Annotated in this window: 16 protein-coding genes; 6 read left to right on the forward strand and 10 right to left on the reverse strand. The window is 57.5% G+C overall.

Annotation, left to right across the window (positions count from 1 at the left end; all coding sequences use genetic code 11):
* Window positions 1-90 precede the first annotated feature (90 nt).
* Together PuT2_RS16185 and PuT2_RS04675 are read left to right on the forward strand one after the other, a co-directional pair.
* Entirely contained in the window at window positions 91-1,701 is a 1,611-nt protein-coding gene (locus tag PuT2_RS16185; RefSeq protein ID WP_093969855.1) for a methyl-accepting chemotaxis protein, read from the forward strand.
* A 225-nt stretch (window positions 1,702-1,926) separates the two neighbouring features.
* Window positions 1,927-2,136: a cold-shock protein gene (locus PuT2_RS04675; RefSeq protein WP_093969856.1), complete on the forward strand. Its 210-nt coding sequence runs from the start codon at window positions 1,927-1,929 to the stop codon at window positions 2,134-2,136.
* A gap of 77 nt (window positions 2,137-2,213) precedes the next feature.
* Here PuT2_RS04675 and PuT2_RS04680 read toward each other — a convergent pair whose 3' ends face one another.
* From PuT2_RS04680 to PuT2_RS04715, 8 genes are read right to left on the reverse strand one after another with little or no spacing between them, the layout of a single operon-like run.
* Window positions 2,214-2,705, reverse strand: a complete 492-nt coding sequence (locus PuT2_RS04680; protein ID WP_254046938.1) for a nuclear transport factor 2 family protein — start codon at window positions 2,703-2,705, stop codon at window positions 2,214-2,216.
* Window positions 2,702-3,475 (reverse strand): SDR family oxidoreductase, encoded by a 774-nt coding sequence (locus tag PuT2_RS04685; RefSeq protein WP_093969857.1) that lies wholly within the window; start codon window positions 3,473-3,475, stop codon window positions 2,702-2,704. The genes PuT2_RS04680 and PuT2_RS04685 overlap by 4 nt, the downstream gene beginning before the upstream one ends.
* Before the next feature lie 9 nt (window positions 3,476-3,484).
* Window positions 3,485-4,036, reverse strand: a complete 552-nt coding sequence (locus tag PuT2_RS04690; RefSeq protein WP_093969858.1) for a DUF3833 domain-containing protein — start codon at window positions 4,034-4,036, stop codon at window positions 3,485-3,487.
* A 1-nt stretch (window position 4,037) separates the two neighbouring features.
* Window positions 4,038-5,345, reverse strand: a complete 1,308-nt coding sequence (locus PuT2_RS04695; protein ID WP_093969859.1) for an MFS transporter — start codon at window positions 5,343-5,345, stop codon at window positions 4,038-4,040.
* Window positions 5,345-6,013 (reverse strand): chalcone isomerase family protein, encoded by a 669-nt coding sequence (locus PuT2_RS04700; protein WP_093969860.1) that lies wholly within the window; start codon window positions 6,011-6,013, stop codon window positions 5,345-5,347. The genes PuT2_RS04695 and PuT2_RS04700 overlap by 1 nt, the downstream gene beginning before the upstream one ends.
* A gap of 3 nt (window positions 6,014-6,016) precedes the next feature.
* Complete coding sequence (locus tag PuT2_RS04705; protein ID WP_093969861.1) at window positions 6,017-7,261, reverse strand: cyclopropane-fatty-acyl-phospholipid synthase family protein; 1,245 nt, start codon at window positions 7,259-7,261, stop codon at window positions 6,017-6,019.
* A complete protein-coding gene (locus PuT2_RS04710) occupies window positions 7,254-8,081 on the reverse strand; it encodes a DUF1365 domain-containing protein (protein WP_093969862.1) in 828 nt (275 codons plus the stop codon). The genes PuT2_RS04705 and PuT2_RS04710 overlap by 8 nt, the downstream gene beginning before the upstream one ends.
* A gap of 4 nt (window positions 8,082-8,085) precedes the next feature.
* Window positions 8,086-9,411 carry an NAD(P)/FAD-dependent oxidoreductase gene (locus PuT2_RS04715; RefSeq protein WP_093969863.1) on the reverse strand — a complete coding sequence of 442 codons (1,326 nt, stop codon included), beginning with the start codon at window positions 9,409-9,411 and terminating at the stop codon, window positions 8,086-8,088.
* A gap of 163 nt (window positions 9,412-9,574) precedes the next feature.
* Between PuT2_RS04715 and PuT2_RS04720 the strand changes: the two genes are divergently transcribed.
* Genes PuT2_RS04720 through PuT2_RS04735 form a run of 4 tightly spaced genes read left to right on the forward strand, consistent with a single transcriptional unit; the run spans window position 9,575 to window position 13,740 of the window.
* Window positions 9,575-10,549: a MerR family transcriptional regulator gene (locus PuT2_RS04720; RefSeq protein ID WP_093969864.1), complete on the forward strand. Its 975-nt coding sequence runs from the start codon at window positions 9,575-9,577 to the stop codon at window positions 10,547-10,549.
* Between the two features lie 20 nt (window positions 10,550-10,569).
* The gene (locus PuT2_RS04725) at window positions 10,570-11,799 is read left to right on the forward strand and encodes an efflux RND transporter periplasmic adaptor subunit (RefSeq protein WP_093969865.1); all 1,230 of its coding nucleotides are present in this window, start codon (window positions 10,570-10,572) and stop codon (window positions 11,797-11,799) included.
* Window positions 11,800-11,810: 11 nt separating this feature from the next.
* Complete coding sequence (locus tag PuT2_RS04730; RefSeq protein WP_093969866.1) at window positions 11,811-13,016, forward strand: ABC transporter permease; 1,206 nt, start codon at window positions 11,811-11,813, stop codon at window positions 13,014-13,016.
* On the forward strand, window positions 13,009-13,740 hold the full coding sequence (locus PuT2_RS04735) for an ABC transporter ATP-binding protein (protein WP_093969867.1): 732 nt from the start codon (window positions 13,009-13,011) through the stop codon (window positions 13,738-13,740). Before PuT2_RS04730 ends, PuT2_RS04735 begins: the two co-directional genes overlap by 8 nt.
* A gap of 9 nt (window positions 13,741-13,749) precedes the next feature.
* Here the strand turns inward: PuT2_RS04735 and PuT2_RS04740 are convergent, their stop codons facing one another.
* Together PuT2_RS04740 and PuT2_RS04745 are read right to left on the reverse strand one after the other, a co-directional pair.
* A complete protein-coding gene (locus PuT2_RS04740) occupies window positions 13,750-14,505 on the reverse strand; it encodes an EAL domain-containing protein (protein ID WP_093969868.1) in 756 nt (251 codons plus the stop codon).
* Window positions 14,506-14,578: 73 nt separating this feature from the next.
* The gene (locus tag PuT2_RS04745; protein WP_093969869.1) at window positions 14,579-16,186 is read right to left on the reverse strand and encodes a methyl-accepting chemotaxis protein; all 1,608 of its coding nucleotides are present in this window, start codon (window positions 16,184-16,186) and stop codon (window positions 14,579-14,581) included.
* Between the last annotated feature and the right edge of the window lie 55 nt (window positions 16,187-16,241).

A 16,241-nucleotide genomic window follows, 5' to 3' on the forward strand; every position in this document is an offset into this window, starting at 1 on the left:
TGCAAGAATAGCCGTAGGCATTTGTTACAAAAGCACTTTTACGTTTACCGCGCAGGCTGCTCCCGCTGCGCCAGCCCTCAGGTTTCCACCATGAACAATCTCAAAATCGGCACCCGCCTCATTGTAAGCTTTGCCGTCATGCTTCTCTTCATCGCCGTGCTGGCAAGTATCGGCATTTGGCGGGTCCAGGGCTCCGACGCCATGGCCTCTGACCTGACCGAAACCCGTTTGGCCAGCGAACGCATGATCACCGAATGGAGCAAGCTGACCGCACTTAATGCCACACGCACCCTCGCAAATGCCCGACTGACCGACACCGCCACCATCAAGCACTTCGAGGACCAGATGAAGGTCACCAGCGCCGAGATCAGCAAGATCCAGACTGCGCTGAAAGAAAAGCTCACCAACCCCGAAGCCCTACGGCTTTACGACGTTATCCAGCAGCGTCGTAATGAATACGTTGGCAAACGTAACGATGCGCTTGAACAACGCCGCCAGGGCAACCTGCAGGCCGCACAAAATTTTTACGACAACGAACTCGAAGGCCTGCTTGATCGCTACAACGGCAGCATTACAGACCTGCTCAAGTTCCAACAAAGCCTCATCGATAGTAACGCCCACACACTCCACGACAACAACACACTGGCACTGAACCTGCTTGTCGGGTTGACGGCTGTGTCTTTGCTTATCGGGCTGCTGCTGGCCATCTCCATCACGCGCTCTATCACCCGCCCACTCACCAATGCCGTCAACTTTGCCGAAAAAGTCTCTAACCGCGACCTGACCAGCCGTATCAACGTCAAGGGCAGCGACGAACTGGCCGCCCTCATGACCGCTCTGCAGCGCATGAACGCCAACCTGCTTAACGTCGTACGCGAAGTCAAAGACGGCGCCGACTCGATTGCCACCGCCGCAGGGCAAATCGCCGCGGGCAATATGGACTTGTCTTCACGTACCGAGCAACAGGCCAGCTCGCTGGCCGAAACTGCAGCCACCATGGAGGAGCTCACGACCACCGTCAAACAAAATGCCGACAACGCCCGTCAGGCCAACGGACTGGCCGAGTCGGCCGCCAGCGTGGCCACCAAAAGCGGTCAAGTCGTCGCTCAGGTGGTGGACACCATGGGCGCCATCAACGAGTCGTCCAAGCAAGTGGTCGACATCATCAGCGTCATCGACTCTATCGCCTTCCAGACCAATATTCTGGCCTTGAACGCGGCGGTCGAAGCGGCACGCGCCGGCGAACAGGGCAAAGGCTTTGCGGTCGTGGCCTCTGAAGTACGTTCACTGGCCCAGCGCAGCGCCCAGGCCGCCAAAGAAATCAAAGACCTCATCGACAAGTCGGTCAGCATCACACAAACCGGCAACCGCTTGGTCGCCGAAGCCGGTACCACCATGCAGGAAACCGTTGCCAGCATTAAACGCGTCACCGACATCATGGGCGAAATCACCGCCGCCAGCCAAGAGCAAAGCATCGGCATTGACCAGGTAAACCAGGCCGTTTCGCAAATGGATCAGGTCACGCAGCAAAACGCCGCCCTCGTTCAAGAGGCCTCGGCCGCCTCCGACAGCCTGCAAGACCAGGCCGGCACCCTGGCCAAGCTGGTCTCGACCTTCCGGGTCGACAGCAATAACCGAGAAATCGACGTCACCCCACGCAACGTCCAAGCCATCGGCGAGTCGCGTCAGTTGCTGGCATAGCCGCGCACTGGTTTTAAGCAACAAAAACGACGGGCCGACACAACAGTGTCGGCCCGAATACATTCAGTAGTAGACAACGCGCAAAAATACGACTACATTCATTCAAAGATTTTTCAAGTTCGTTGTATTTAAGTTCAAACAGTACGTCTTTTTGCTCGAGTCGCCGTTCCTTGAATAAGTCTTGCCTAGGGCATATTGGCCCATATTTTTTTAAGGAATTGTCACATGACTACGCAAACCGGTATTGTTAAATGGTTCAACAACGAAAAAGGCTTCGGCTTCATCACTCCCGATGCTGGCGGTAAAGACCTGTTCGCACACCACACCGACATCGTTGGTACAGGCTACAAATCGCTGAACGAAAACCAACGCGTTTCGTTCGAAACAGCCGACAGCCCCAAAGGCCCCCAAGCTAAAAACATCCAGGCCGCCTAAGCACACGTTTACCGTGTCTTAAGCTAAAAACGCCCCGAAAGGGGCGTTTTTTATTGGGTTTTAGGCAACAACACCAGCTATCGGACTACCGGCACAGCAAGCTTGCGCTTTAAATACCGCATCAACCCGCCCAGTACGGGCAGCTTTTCGTAAAGCTCTTCGGCTGCGTCCCAGTAGTCGCGATGCAACACAATTCGGCCGTCGCTACCCCACTGCACATGACTGCCCCCTTTTATTTCCCACGCCCGGGCGGTACGACCGCCGGTCGAATAAAAGTGAAATGACCAAACCAAAAACCCCTTGTCGCCCTGAACAATAGTGTCGTGCACCACAAAACGCGGCTGCTGCACGGTATCGAACATATGGCGGAAAATAGATTGAATGGCATCCACGCCCACGACATCATTAAACGGGTCTTTGAAGCGGGCCTGCTCAGCGTAAAAACGTCCTAAGCGCTCTAGGTTGCCCAGGGACAACTGCTCGTAGTAGGCCGCCAATTCGGCCATGTGCCGAGCCGGCCCCACCAAATGCGTTTGCCCGTCAGTGCCGGGCGACGAGGTCTGCGTCATAGTCCAGTTCCTTTATGAACCAGCTTGAAGTAAAGGCTATAGGGTAGCCAACGCAAGGCTTTAAGAATCAAAGAAAAGCGTTTGGGAAAGTCGATCTCGAAACTGCCACGCAACCAACCCTTTTCAATGGCATCAGCTGCCTGCTCAGGAGTTTGCAAAAACGGCATGGGGAATTCGTTTTGACGGGTCAAAGGGGTTTCGACAAACCCGGGATGAACCACCGACACCCCAATACCCAGAGGTCGCAAATCCAGAAAAAGTGTTTCGGCCAAATGCGTCAGCGCGGCCTTAGTGGGGCCATACGCCAGACCTTGCGGCAGCCCGCCAAAGCCAGCCACACTGGACACCAGGCTGATATGCCCGCTGCCTTGCTGCAAGAATAACGGTATGACCGGTGCCAGCACATTCAGGGCCCCAATGTAGTTGACCTGCTGATGCTGCACCATTTGACTGAGGTCGAATTGCTGGGCGCGCATCGCCTGATAAACGCCAGCGCAGTACAAGACGCGGTCTAAACGCCCGTATCGATGCACAATGGCGTTACACGCAGAACGCACTGCCGCGACATCGGTAACATCGAGTGCGAGCGCCAGACAACCGTTGAATCGGGCCTCGAAGGTGTGGAGCGCCGAAGCATTACGGGCCGACACCACTACCTTGACGCCCTTTGAGGCCAACCTTTCTGCAACGGCACGGCCGATGCCCGTTGAGGCACCGACGACCCAAACGACCTGATCAGCCGAATAATCGAAGCGGGGATTCAGTGCCATACGTTACCTTTAACGTTTATGAAACGACAGCGTGACATCGCCCAGACGGATGCCGAATTTGCTCATGACCGCCTTATTCAACATGACCTTGTCATCCATCAGGTACATCCAGTCGTTGAACGAAACGTCGTAGGTGCGTTCGCCAACGGGCAACCGCAACACATAACGCCACTGAAACGCATTACCCGCTACCTCGCCGGACGCTTCGCCAACCACATCTTCGGCGGTGCCCGTATAACGCCCGTCGCCCTGATAAGTCAGGTACCAGACACGGCGTTGCTTCTCGCCGTCGCTGTAAATAAAGTCCTCTTCCAGCACCCCTTTATTGCCTTCCCAACTGGCCTTGATTTTGACAGTAAAGCGTTTGACCACCTTGCCGCTGCGGTCGGTAAACAAGCCGTAGGCATCAATGTCACCCACAAAATATTCGCGCAAATCAAGCACGGGCCGCTCGGCTGCATAATCGGCAGGCTTGGGCGATGCGCAGGCGATCAGCCCCATACAAGCGACCGATAGCGTGGCCCAACGCACGCCCCGTTTCCAGGCAGTAAATACAGGCATATCAATGCTCCTTATCCCAACGGCGACGCCATAGCCATAACGTATAAAGCGCCACCAGTTTCAAACAACAAGGCAGGACTGCGTACGCCAGACTTAGCGAACGCAACCCCTGTTCGTCGGTTTGGCCAGGCGTATACCCCAGCCACTGCAACATCGGCAACACCAGCCCTGCCGCCAGGGCCAGATTCAATTTCGACGCACTGTTCCACCAGCCAAAGTACGCACCTTCGGCGTCGGCGCTCATTGCCTCAGTACGAATAACGCGAGCCAGCAACGGCGTCGGCAACGCAAGGTCGGCGCCCAGCGCAAAGCCGCTGGCCGCACAAATCAATAAAAACAATGTCGTGTCCCCGGCTCCCAGAAACGCCGCCCCGAAAAAGCTGACAACGGCCAAGGTCATGCCCGCCGCCCAGCTTGCCCCCAGGCCAACACGGGAAACCACTTTGACCCAAACCGGCAGCGACGCCGCCGCACAGGCAAAGTAAATGGCCAGAAACGCCCCTTCCCAACCTGCCGCCTGCAAACGGTCGTTGACAAAGAACAGCAACAAAGTCGCAGGAATAGCACTGGCAATGCCATTGACCAGAAACACGCCTATCAGCCCACGAAACGCAGGGCCATGCCAGGGCAACGCAAAATAATGCAAGGACAGCTTATGAGTGACAGCGCCTTGAGCAGCCCCGGCGCGACTGATGTCGAGCGCTACAGGAGCAGGCGCGCGTCCCAACGCCAACCAGCCCAGCCACAGCGCTACCCCCAAGACCACAGCAGTCGCCGACATACCAACCACGGTAGGCAAGACGCTGGCGAGCATCACACCGACCAGGGTGGCGGCTTCGCGCCACGACACCCAACGGCTTTGTACCTCGTCGCCGCCCTTAAGGCGCGCAGCCCACGCCTGATGGGTAATGGTGAGCGCACTGTAGGCCAGGTAAGTCAACATCAGCATGAGCGCACACCATGCCAGCAACGCCGTGTGTGGTTCATGCAAGGCCAGTGGTGGGAAAAACAACCCAGTAAAGCCCGCCAGCAATACCAAGCACCCCACACCTAGGGAAAGCTGCAACGCGCGCCTGGAGACTGAAAAGAGGCGATCGGCCACATAGCCCATCACCGGGTCGGTGACAGCGTCGAAGATACGGACAAACAACAGCACCGCCCCCAATGCCGCCAATGAGGTCCCGAACTGTTCGGCATAATAGGCCGGCATGTACACGTAAAGCGGCAACGCGACGAACGCCAAAGGCAACCCCAGGGCGCCATAGTAAAAGCCCGCCGCGGGCGCGGGGTGCACCTCGCGGGCCGTCATTACAGTTGCCCCAGCAAGGCAGCGCGCATCGTCGGCTCAGAGGTCTTCTCGGACAACCAGATCCCGAAGAAAAGACGCCCAAACCTGGCATCTTGTACTGACGCCGTTTCTTTCCCATTGAAGAAAAACTGCACCGTACCGTCAGGTCGCCACACGCCCGTCAACCGGTCGCCTGCGGCAACGTCGGGAAAGGCGCGCGTCATCAACGCCAGCCAATCGGCTTGCTCGCTCGAGCTGATGGTATCCAGATTGCTCATTTCTTCGATTGAGCGCTGGGCAATCGCCTCACCCTTCAGGCTGCGCGCGTAATCAAGCTCGAGTGCAAACGGCGCGTTGTATAGCGCCTGTGGCGTTGCGCCCGGCGACAACCAAAGGCGAATGTCATACACCGAGAAAGCAAACCAACGAAACCGCTTTTGCCCCTGCAGCCGCGGCTGACCTAGTGCGGCAACGACTTCGGGCGGTGCTTTGACTGCAGCCGCTGCGTCGGGAGCAGACGACTCCGACGCTGTGGGCTGCACAGGTGTTTCTTGCAGACGGCTTGACGATACCGAGGAAGCCAGCCCCCCGTTGGGCTGAGCTTGGGCGACCATTGAACCGCCGATCGTCAAGACCAGCCCCAAAGACCAGCCCGACACAACACGACGAAAGACCGTAACCTGTGCCATGATTTATTGCTCCGGCTTATACAGCGTAAACTGAATGACGTCGGTATTACCCGTATCGAACGCCGCTTCGCAATAAGACAGATAGAAGTCCCAGGTGCGCATAAAACGGGTATCAAAACCCAATGCCCGGATAGCTTGCTCGTTGGCCTGAAACGGCGTGCGCCAACGGCGCAAGGTTTCAGCGTAGTCGGGCCCGAAGGCCAGCGAACGCTCTACTTTCAAGCCGGCGGCCTGCGCCTGCTGAATGAATACCTCGCGGCTGGGCAACATGCCCCCGGGAAAGATGTACTGCTGAATAAAATCGGTAGATCGGCTGTAGCGCTCGAAGAGGTCGTCGCGAATCGTGATGCTTTGAATACAGGCGCGACCGCCAGGCTTGAGGTTGCGGGCCAGTACGTTGAAATACTCGGGCCAGTAGGCCTGCCCCACGGCCTCAAACATCTCGATCGACACAATCGCGTCATAGGGGCCGTCTTTTATGTCGCGATAATCTTGAAGGCGCAAATCGGTCAATTGCGCCAACCCGGCATCGCGTAAGCGCTGCTGTCCAAATACCAGTTGTTCGGTCGACAACGTCACCCCGGTAAGGCTGGCGCGACGCTCGGCGGCCACGGTTTCAGCAACAGCCCCCCAGCCACAGCCAATTTCCAGTACGCGCTGACCGGGCTGCACACGCACCTCGTCCAGGGCACGACGAATCTTAGCGCGCTGAGCATCGGCCAACGACTGCTGAGTGTTGCCGTTGAACCAGGCCGACGAATAGTTCATCGTGTCATCAAGCCAATGGCAGTAAAAAGCGTTGCCCAGGTCGTAATGCGCATGAATATTGCGACGGCTACCGCTACGACTATTGCGGTTGAACAGATGGCGAAACCGGTACAGCAAGCTACCCCACCACGATCCGTACAGGACGCGTTCCATGTGGTCGCGATTCAGGATGAACAAACGGATAAGGCCGGGAAGGTCATGAGTGCTCCAGTCGCCATTGATGAACGTTTCGGCAAAGCCGATATCACCCGACTTGAGCGCAGCAGGAAACACCGCCCAATTGTTCAGCCTGACGGCTGCATGGGGCTGCTGACCGCTACCAAAGCGTCGCAAAGTGCCATCGGGCAGGGTCAGTTCCAGGGTGCCATAGGCCAAGTTGTCGAGCATGCGCAAAATAGTGCGAGCAGCCGCAGGCGGGCGTGTTTTATGCACAGGGGCTTGCGACAAACCAGGCGTACGGGGGTTCAGGGTGTCAGTCATGAGGGGCACTCTTCAGAGGTTTGGTCGAGAACGGCACACGTTTCCAAAATAGCTTGACCGCCTGCCAATGAATTCGGGCAATGATGGCCAAGGTCAGCAACGGCATGGACATGACCGTGCGCCACAAGCTGTTTGGCGTCAGCGGCGTCAATGCGCCGCTGACGCTCGTTTGCAATAAAGGGCCGACGTCATCGTCGTAATCTATACGCACCACAGTGCGGGGCGCTTGTGACGGGCCACCAGCAGTTTGCATAAAGCGAAAGCGGTAGCCGCCATTGACCTGACAAAACGGCGACACATGAAAGGTTTTTTCAGCGCGGAGCTCTTGCCCCCAGCGCAAGTCGGGGCCAGCCAGCAAGTAGCAATGCCGCTGCCCGAACGTATTGTTGACCTCGGCAACGATGGCCTTAAGGGTGCCATCGGCGTCGTGGGCGTACCAGAAACTGACCGGGTTAAACACATAGCCCAGCACCCTGGGATAAGTATGTAACCAGACTTCGCCATCGGCCTTCACACCTGCCTGCAGAAGCACATTCTCCAGCCAAGCCAAGGCATCGGGGCCGCCGTCACCATGGTCTGCATCGTAAAAGCTGACCCAGCCCCGCTGATTGCGCTTTAACCCTGGCACCGGGGCATGACGCCAACTGCGCATAGGCAACATCAAAAACCATGTTTTATAGGCAAAGGCATTGCGGGCCGGCCGCAAACGGGTGTGGCGCACCACGCCTTTACCAATTTTTGCGACTGCCCGCGCAGTGCTTGTCGCAAGCGGGGTCGATTCGGGAAGCTTCGATTGAGGGGGAAGACTTGCAGTGCGCATGATACTAAGCCGCTTGCGGCAAGTTGGCGGTAGCGCGCCAGCGCGCTTGCAACGCATGCGCCACGGCCAACCCGGATTTCAATCCGTCTTCGTGAAAGCCATAACCGGTCCAGGCGCCGCAGAACCACGTATGGTTTTCGCCCTGGATACTAGGCAATTTTTCTTGCGCGTCTCGGGCGGCCAGATCGAAGGCTGGGTGCGCATAGTTGATGTTCGCGATAACCTTGCCCGGGTCAGGCTGGCGGATAGGATTGAGCGACACAATGACGTCTTGGGCAAATGGCAAGGGCTGCAGTCGGTTGAGCAAGTAGTGCAAGCACACACCACCTTGGCCCTGATCATCTTGCGCATCACGATGCTCATAATTCCAGGCGGCCCACGCCAAACGTCGCTTGGGCAGCAAGGCCGTATCAGTATGAAGCACCGCATGGTTATCTTGATACGGAATCGCAGACAAAATCGCTTGTTCTGCAGGACGCGCGTCTTGACCCAAAATACGCAGGGTCTGGTCAGAATGGCAGGCAAAAACAACGTCGTCGAAGTGCTCGGCGTGTGAAGGGCTGAATACCGTAACCCCTGCGCCCGGGCCATTGCGACGCACTGCCGTCACCGGCGTATTCAGGCGAACATCTGGAATCGCCTTCAGCATGCGCTGCACATACTGACGCGCGCCGCCGCTAACGGTGTACCACTGCGGACGATCGTTAACCTGCAGCAAGCCGTGATTGTGGCAAAAGCGAATCAGGGTAGACACAGGAAATTGCAGCATTTGCCCCGCCGGGCACGACCAGATGCTGCTGATCATGGGCAACAAATACCAACGACGGAACGATTCGGTGTAACCCCTGCTGTCCAGAAAGTGCCCGATGCTCTGGGTGAGTTCAACCTCGGTGCCCGTTTCGGCAAGCCGCGTCGCTTCTTTATTAAAGCGCAGAATTTCGCGCAGCATGAACCAAAACGACGGCTTGAAAATATTGCTTCGTTGAGCGAACACCCCATTAAGGTCGGTTCCGCACCACTCCAACCTACCTTGCTCTGCCTGCACCGAGAACGACATATCGGAAGGCGCTGTTGGCACATCGAGCGTTCTGAAAAGCTCGACAAGCTGCGGATACGTCCGATGATTAAAGACCAGGAACCCGGTGTCGACCCCGTGGGTGACCGGGTTGCCGTTTGCATCGTTAAGCGTGACATCGACAGTATGAGTATGCCCACCCGCATAATCGGCGGCTTCAAACAGGGTGACGCGAGCCCCCTCGTTAGCCTGGGCAAGCGACCAGGCGGCACTGAGGCCGGATATGCCTGAACCAATGACGGCAACATGCTTCATACAAGACTCCTGTCCCTGGACAAAACAATGAATGTCCTAGTCAAAATTAAATACTTTCACTATATTAACGATTAAATTCGCATTTAACAACATTTTGTCCAAGACAACATTAATTGATATCATATATGTCCAAGACAAACCCGCGCAACGACCCGAGTCCACCATGAGCAATCCCGAAAACGCCAATCAGTTGATGCTTAACATCACCGCCGTCGAGCGAGACACCCGTATTGGGAAAGACGCGCTACGGGTCTGGGAAAAGCGTTATGGCTTCCCCACCCCTAAACGCGATATCAATGGCGAACGGCTGTATCCACCCGATCAGGTTGAAAAATTGCGCGTCATCAAACGCCTGCTCGACGCCGGCCATCGCCCCGGGCGTATCGTTTCGTTAACGCTTGAAGATTTGCACCGCCTGGGCGAAGAACTACGGGAAAGCGATGTTGCAAAGCCGGCCGCGGCCAACGTCGCCCCCGAGCAGCAAAACGAAATACAGGACATCATCACCCTGCTCAAGTCGCATAACCCGGCACAGATCCGGCGCCGGTTCTCGCAAATCATCATGCGGACCGGTCTATCGCAATTTGTGCTTAAGGTAGCGATCCCCCTTATGCATGAAATCGGGGAAGCCTGGGCTAGCGGCGAGTTGCATATTTTTGAAGAACACCTTTGCAGCGAAATGCTTGAAACAAGCTTGCGTACGGCGATGGCTTCGGCCCCCGAAGCCAACCAGCACAGCCGGCCTCGTGTTTTGCTGTCCACCTTTCCAGGCGAAAGTCATAGCCTGGGGTTACTGATGGCCGAAGCCATTTTCCAGGTCGAGGGGTGCGCCTGCATGAGCCTGGGCGCGCAAACCCCACTGCACGACCTGGTCAACGCAGCACGCGCGCACCGGGCAGACATCATCGCCGTCAGCTTTTCAGCCGCCAGCAATCCCGGACATGCCACCGACGGGCTAACCGAACTACGCGCCATGCTGCCCCCCAACATCGAGCTGTGGGCCGGCAGCCCGCACCCCATCTTGCACCGTCGTGGGGTCCCTGGCGTACAGTTGCTGTCCGATCTGGAGCACATACCTGTGCAAATACATCGTTGGCGGGCCCAAGACCCAGGCCGGCCCGATATACTGTCAAACTGATTTAACATGGGTTTCGCACGGTGACTAAACATCCTTCACGCTGGAAGCTATTCCTGGGGCTTGGTCTGGTCGTTATCCTTGGGCTGTGGGGCTGGCGAACGTGGCAAGGCCCTGTCGTTATTGGTTATAGAGTCGAAACAACCCCGTTGGTCCAACAGGTTGTCGCCACAGGGCGGGTCGTCGCTAACTCGCGCGCCCAGGTGGGCAGCGAAATCACCGCGGTTGTCACCGAACGCCGGGTGCGCGAAGGCGACAGCGTGAAGCGCGGTGACGTTTTGCTGGTGCTACGCGCCGATGCCCTGAAAGCTCGCGTCGAAGAGGCCCGTGCTGCGCTCGACTTACTGCGCACCGCACAGCGCCCTCAGGCCCAGGCAACGTTGGCGCGCACCGAATCACAACTTGCACAAGCAAAGCGCGAACTCGACCGACGCAAAAAACTGCTCGATACGCGCGCGGTGCCCAAAGAAGATGTAGAACAGGCCGAGAATGCCGTGGCCATTGCGTTGGCGGCCGCTCGCCAGGCACGCATCGATGCCCAGGCGCTTGCACCCGATGGCGTACAAGAGTCGATCTTGCAAGAGCGCCTGCGAGCCGCCGAGGCCGATCTGGATAAAACTACGGTACGCGCCCAATTCGACGGCACGGTGCTGACACGCAACGTCGAACCCGGCGACCTGGTTCAGCCGGGCAAAACACTGCTGGAAATCAGTACCGACGCCAACGCAGAGTTGCTGATCCCCATCGACGAACGCAACCTGGGCGTACTCAAGGTCGGCCAACCAGCCGTCGTCATTGCCGATGCATACCCCGAGCGCCCATTCCCCGCGTATATCAGCTCCATTGCCCCCGCCATCGACCCCGAGCGCGGTACCGTCGATGTACGCCTATTGGCGACGCCAGAGCCCGACTTCCTGCGCCAAGACCTGACCATCACTGTCACCATCACAACAGGCGAACGTGATACTGCCATCGTCGTACCCAACGATGCATTGTTCCGTTTGGCCAATGGCGCAACAGCAGTTTGGCGTTACGAACACGGCAAGCTGATATCTACCGAGGTCAAAACAGGTTTGCGGGGGCAATCGTTGACCGAAGTGACCGAAGGGCTGTCAGCAGAAGACCTGATAGCCCGTGCCGGCGCTGCCTTTGAGCCCGACCAGCGCGTGCGCCTGAACGTTGTGCCCATGCCCGACTCGGCGTCGACACGGCCTGCGTCTACTGCTGGCGAGACCCCCATGAAGTTCAACTAGGTACGGCCACCATGCATTGGCTGGAAACCACTGTCGCGCTCAAATTCCTGCGTCAGAACATGACCCAGACCCTACTGATCCTGGTAGGCATTGCCGTTGGGGTCTCGGTCATTGTGTTCATCACCACCCTGATCAATGGCCTGCAGGCAAACATCATCGATCGCACGCTAGGCACCCAATCGCATATTCGGGTCGAGCCCCCCGACGAACGCAACCTGATCGCCCCCCTTGCCAGCAACACACGCCGTCTGCTACTTGAGGACCCCCGCGCCCAACGGCTGCGCTCTGTCAACAACTGGCAAGCCGTCCAGCAAACGCTCGATACCCTGCCCGAAGTCACCGCTGTTTCTCCTGTCATTTCGGGGCCTGCCTTTGCACGACGTGGCAACGTGCTGAAGTCGGTATCACTGGTCGGCATCGACCCGCAGCGTTATCAAAAGATTATTCCGGTGCAAGAGGACATCATCGAGGGACAGTTCCGGGTTGGCGCCGGTGATGCCGTCATTGGTGCCTTGCTCGCCCGCGACCTGGGCATGCGAACCGGCAGCAAATTACGAATCGAATCAGGCGACGGCCGCACAGCAACCGTCACCATTGCGGGCATCTTCGAGCTAGGCGTGCGCGAACTCGATTTACGTTATATCTATCTCGACCTCAAACAAGCTCAATCACTGCTCGACCTGCCCGGCGCCGTCACCGTTATCGACGTGACCGTCAATGACTTGTTTCAGGCCGACCAAATTGCCGCGCGCATCGGACGTCTGACAGGACTAAAGGCTGAAAGCTGGATCGAAACCAACGCCCAGCTCATGAACGCATTAAGCTCGCAACGGCTGTCCACCACCATGATCAGCTTCTTTGTGGCCATGTCGGTCGCGTTCGGCATTGCCAGCGTTCTGGCGATCAGCGTGACGCAGCGCACCCGCGAAATCGGCATTTTGCGGGCCATGGGCATGCAGCGCGGCCAGATGCTGCAGGTATTTCTGGTACAAGGGGCCGTGCTGGGGCTGGCGGGCTCGGCCGCCGGGTCGGCTGTGGGCTACGCGCTGGTATGGTCGTTCAACACCTTTGGCCCCAAGCTGTTTTATATCCCGCTCATGCCCAGCTTGATTCCAACCACCATGCTAGCTGCCATGGTTACCGGTGTACTGGCGGCCATGGTGCCCGCGTGGCGAGCCGCACGACTAGACCCCGTCGAGGCGATAAGATATGTCTGACGTCGCCCAGCCAGTATTGGCCCTGGAGGCCCTGAAAAAATCGTACAACATAGGCAAACCCAACGAACTTGAGGTGCTGCACGGCATCGACTTGACCCTCAGGCGCGGCGAATTTACGGCGCTTGTCGGCCCGTCAGGGTCGGGTAAAAGCACGCTGCTCAACCTGTTGGGCCTGCTCGACCAACCTACCGCCGGCGAGCTTTACCTGATGGGCCAACCCACACGCACCATGGACGACGAAACCCTGACCACCATGCGTAGCCGCCATATCGGGTTTGTCTTTCAGTTTCATCATTTGATACCAGCCTTTAATGTGCTGGACAATGTGCTGATGCCCATGATGATCCGGCAGGGTCGACCCAACGCCGAAATGCGCGACCGCGCGTTGCAGTTGCTGGATCAGGTCGGACTGAACCGGTTTACCGACCGGAAACCGGGGGACTTATCGGGCGGACAGCAACAACGCGTAGCGATTGCGCGCGCCTTGATGACACGCCCCAATTTGATTTTGGCCGACGAGCCGACCGGCAACCTTGATACCCAAACCGCGGCTGGCGTGTTTGACGTCTTCAGAGAATTTAATGAAACCTATGGGTGCGCGGTACTGATCGTAACGCACGACCCACGGTTATCGGCCGTCTGTGACCGAACGATTACGCTGATTGACGGAAACATTGCGTCAGATGAGTCAAGACTGGGCAACGCGGCCCATAAGCCAGGCTAACCCGCCAGATTAAACAGCGGGCCACTGAACCCCGTTGGGCTGGGCGCAAGACTCGAACAAGGGCTTGCTGAACAAATACCCCTGCATCAGACTTATGCCCAGGTCGCGCAAGCATTTGTACTCGTCAACGACCTCAACGCCTTCGGCCACCAAAGCAATATCCAGTTCAGTGGCAATATCGGCAATGCCTCGCACAATGGCGCGGCGCGATTTGCTTTCGTGAATATTACGCACCAGGCCCATGTCGAGCTTGATGATATCGGGATGAAAATCGGCCAACAAGTTCAGCCCCGCATAACCCGCACCAAAGTCATCAATTGCCGTTTTAAAGCCAATGCGCTGGTATTCGGACAACACCTTGGCCAGCCACTTGCCATCGTTCACCTGCTCACCCTCTACCGTTTCGAAAATAATACGGTCGATGGGGAAGTTGAACTGCCGCGCGGCCTCGAGCGTAGTGCGTATGCACAATTCGGGCTTGTAGATGGCGTTGGGCATGAAATTGATAGACAGCTTTGACGGCAAGCCGATACTGGCGGCCGTTTTAATGGCTTTTACCCGGCAGGCCTGGTCAAACTGATAACGGTTATCTTCGTTGACCTTTGATAACACCGAGAACGCAGACTCGCCCGCTGCACCGCGCACCAGGGCTTCGTGTGCAAAAACGTCTTGCTTGCCAACGTCGAGGATGGGCTGATAAGCGTAACTGAACTCGAAGTCTAGAGGCTGGCCATCTCGGCAGGCAGAACAGGGACGTACGGTCATGGGCGCGGGCCTTCCTTAAGCAGGCAATGTTGTGGCACCGATGATAACAAAAGACCGCACGCTGTCACGAGTGTTACACGGGTTGATATGTAACCATTGCAGGTGCTTGACGCCCGCCCAGGTTAAACACCCCCATCACATCCAGCAAATGCCCCGCCTGATGACTTAACCCACCGGCGGCAGCCGCAGACGCCTCGACCAGTGTGGCATTTTGTTGCGTCAGCTGCGTCAAGCCGGCCACGGCGACATTGACCTGCGCGATACCGTCGGTTTGCTCTTGCGTCGCCCGACTGATTTCCTGAATCAGGTCAGCCACCTGACTGACCTCGTGAACAATATCAGACATGGCACGCCCGGCTTGTTCAACCATATGACTACCTTCGTCGACTTTTTGCGTACTGTTCAGAATCAGTTGCTTGATATCACGGGCAGCCGCGGCGCTTTTCTGGGCCAGCCCACGCACCTCGCTGGCGACAACGGCAAAACCACGCCCCTGCTCGCCGGCACGGGCGGCCTCAACCGCTGCATTCAAAGCCAGAATATTCGTCTGAAACGCGATGGTGTCGATCACCCCAATAATGTCGACTACCCGACGTGAGGCCTGGCTAATATCGCTCATGGTCTGCACCACCGCATTAACCACTTCACCACCATGCTGTGCCGAATGTCGTGCCGTCAGCGCCATATTGGCGGCCTGCTGGGCCACACCCGCATTGCTGGATACGGTGCCTGCCAATTGCTCCATGGCAGCGGCAGCTTGGGTCAGGCTGGCCACCTGTTCGTCAGTGCGGCGCGCCAAATCAGTATTCCCTCCGGCAATCTGGTGTGCCCCTTCAGCAATGCTGTTGCTGCTGGCGTGCACTTGCCCAACAGCAGCACTCAGCGCCAAACGCATCCGCTCCATGGCCAGCATTACGCTACCCGACCGTGCCCGTCGTACATCGACTTCGGTCGCCAGGTCGCCATGCGCCACGGCATTAACGACACGCACGACGTCAGCCGGCTCTCCACCTAACTGACGAACCAGACCACGCGTCAGAAACGTTCCCAGAACAATGGCTAGCAAAGCGCCGAAAGCCGTCAACGCACCAAGCCGGATGACGGCGTCGTCGTAAACAGCCGTCGTTTGGTCGGCCAGGGCGGCAGACGTGTTCTGCTTGTTCATGACCACCATATTGACCATCATTTCGGCCATTTCACCTTGCATCACGGCGTTCGCCAAGGCGGCCTCATAGGCCGCAACAGACGACACGTCCATTTCTGCCGCCTCAAGCTGGCTGGCAAACGCTTCAAGTGCTTCGGCATAGCCCATGACAGCCTTCGCGGCATCAGCCACTGTGGCCTGCTCGTCAGGCGTTTGCGATAGCGCAGCAAGCTTTTCGATTTCTGCAGAAGCCCCCTGGAGATGATCGCGCATGGCATACACCTGGCCAATGCTGGTGCCCTTGTCAGATGCCAGCAGCGCCGCCCGCGCTGCGCTACCTGCCGCCACCAGACGCAACTGTGTTTGCGATGCGTGACGAATGCCCGCCACCTCTTGCGAGTACATGAGCCGGGCCATTTGATTGACCTGGCTAGTGGCCTGCAAACCCAGCGCACCGATAAGCGCAGCGATAGCCGCTACAGCCAGGAAACCCAAAATTAACTTGACGCCAACGCGCCAACCTCGAAACCAACGCATAGAAAGCTCGTTTGCCTTTGAACCAAAACGGGCTTGATACTAACCAGCGTAGATT

This window comes from Pusillimonas sp. T2, from assembly GCF_002236805.1.
In the GTDB taxonomy this organism is placed as follows: Bacteria; Pseudomonadota; Gammaproteobacteria; order Burkholderiales; family Burkholderiaceae_B; genus Neopusillimonas.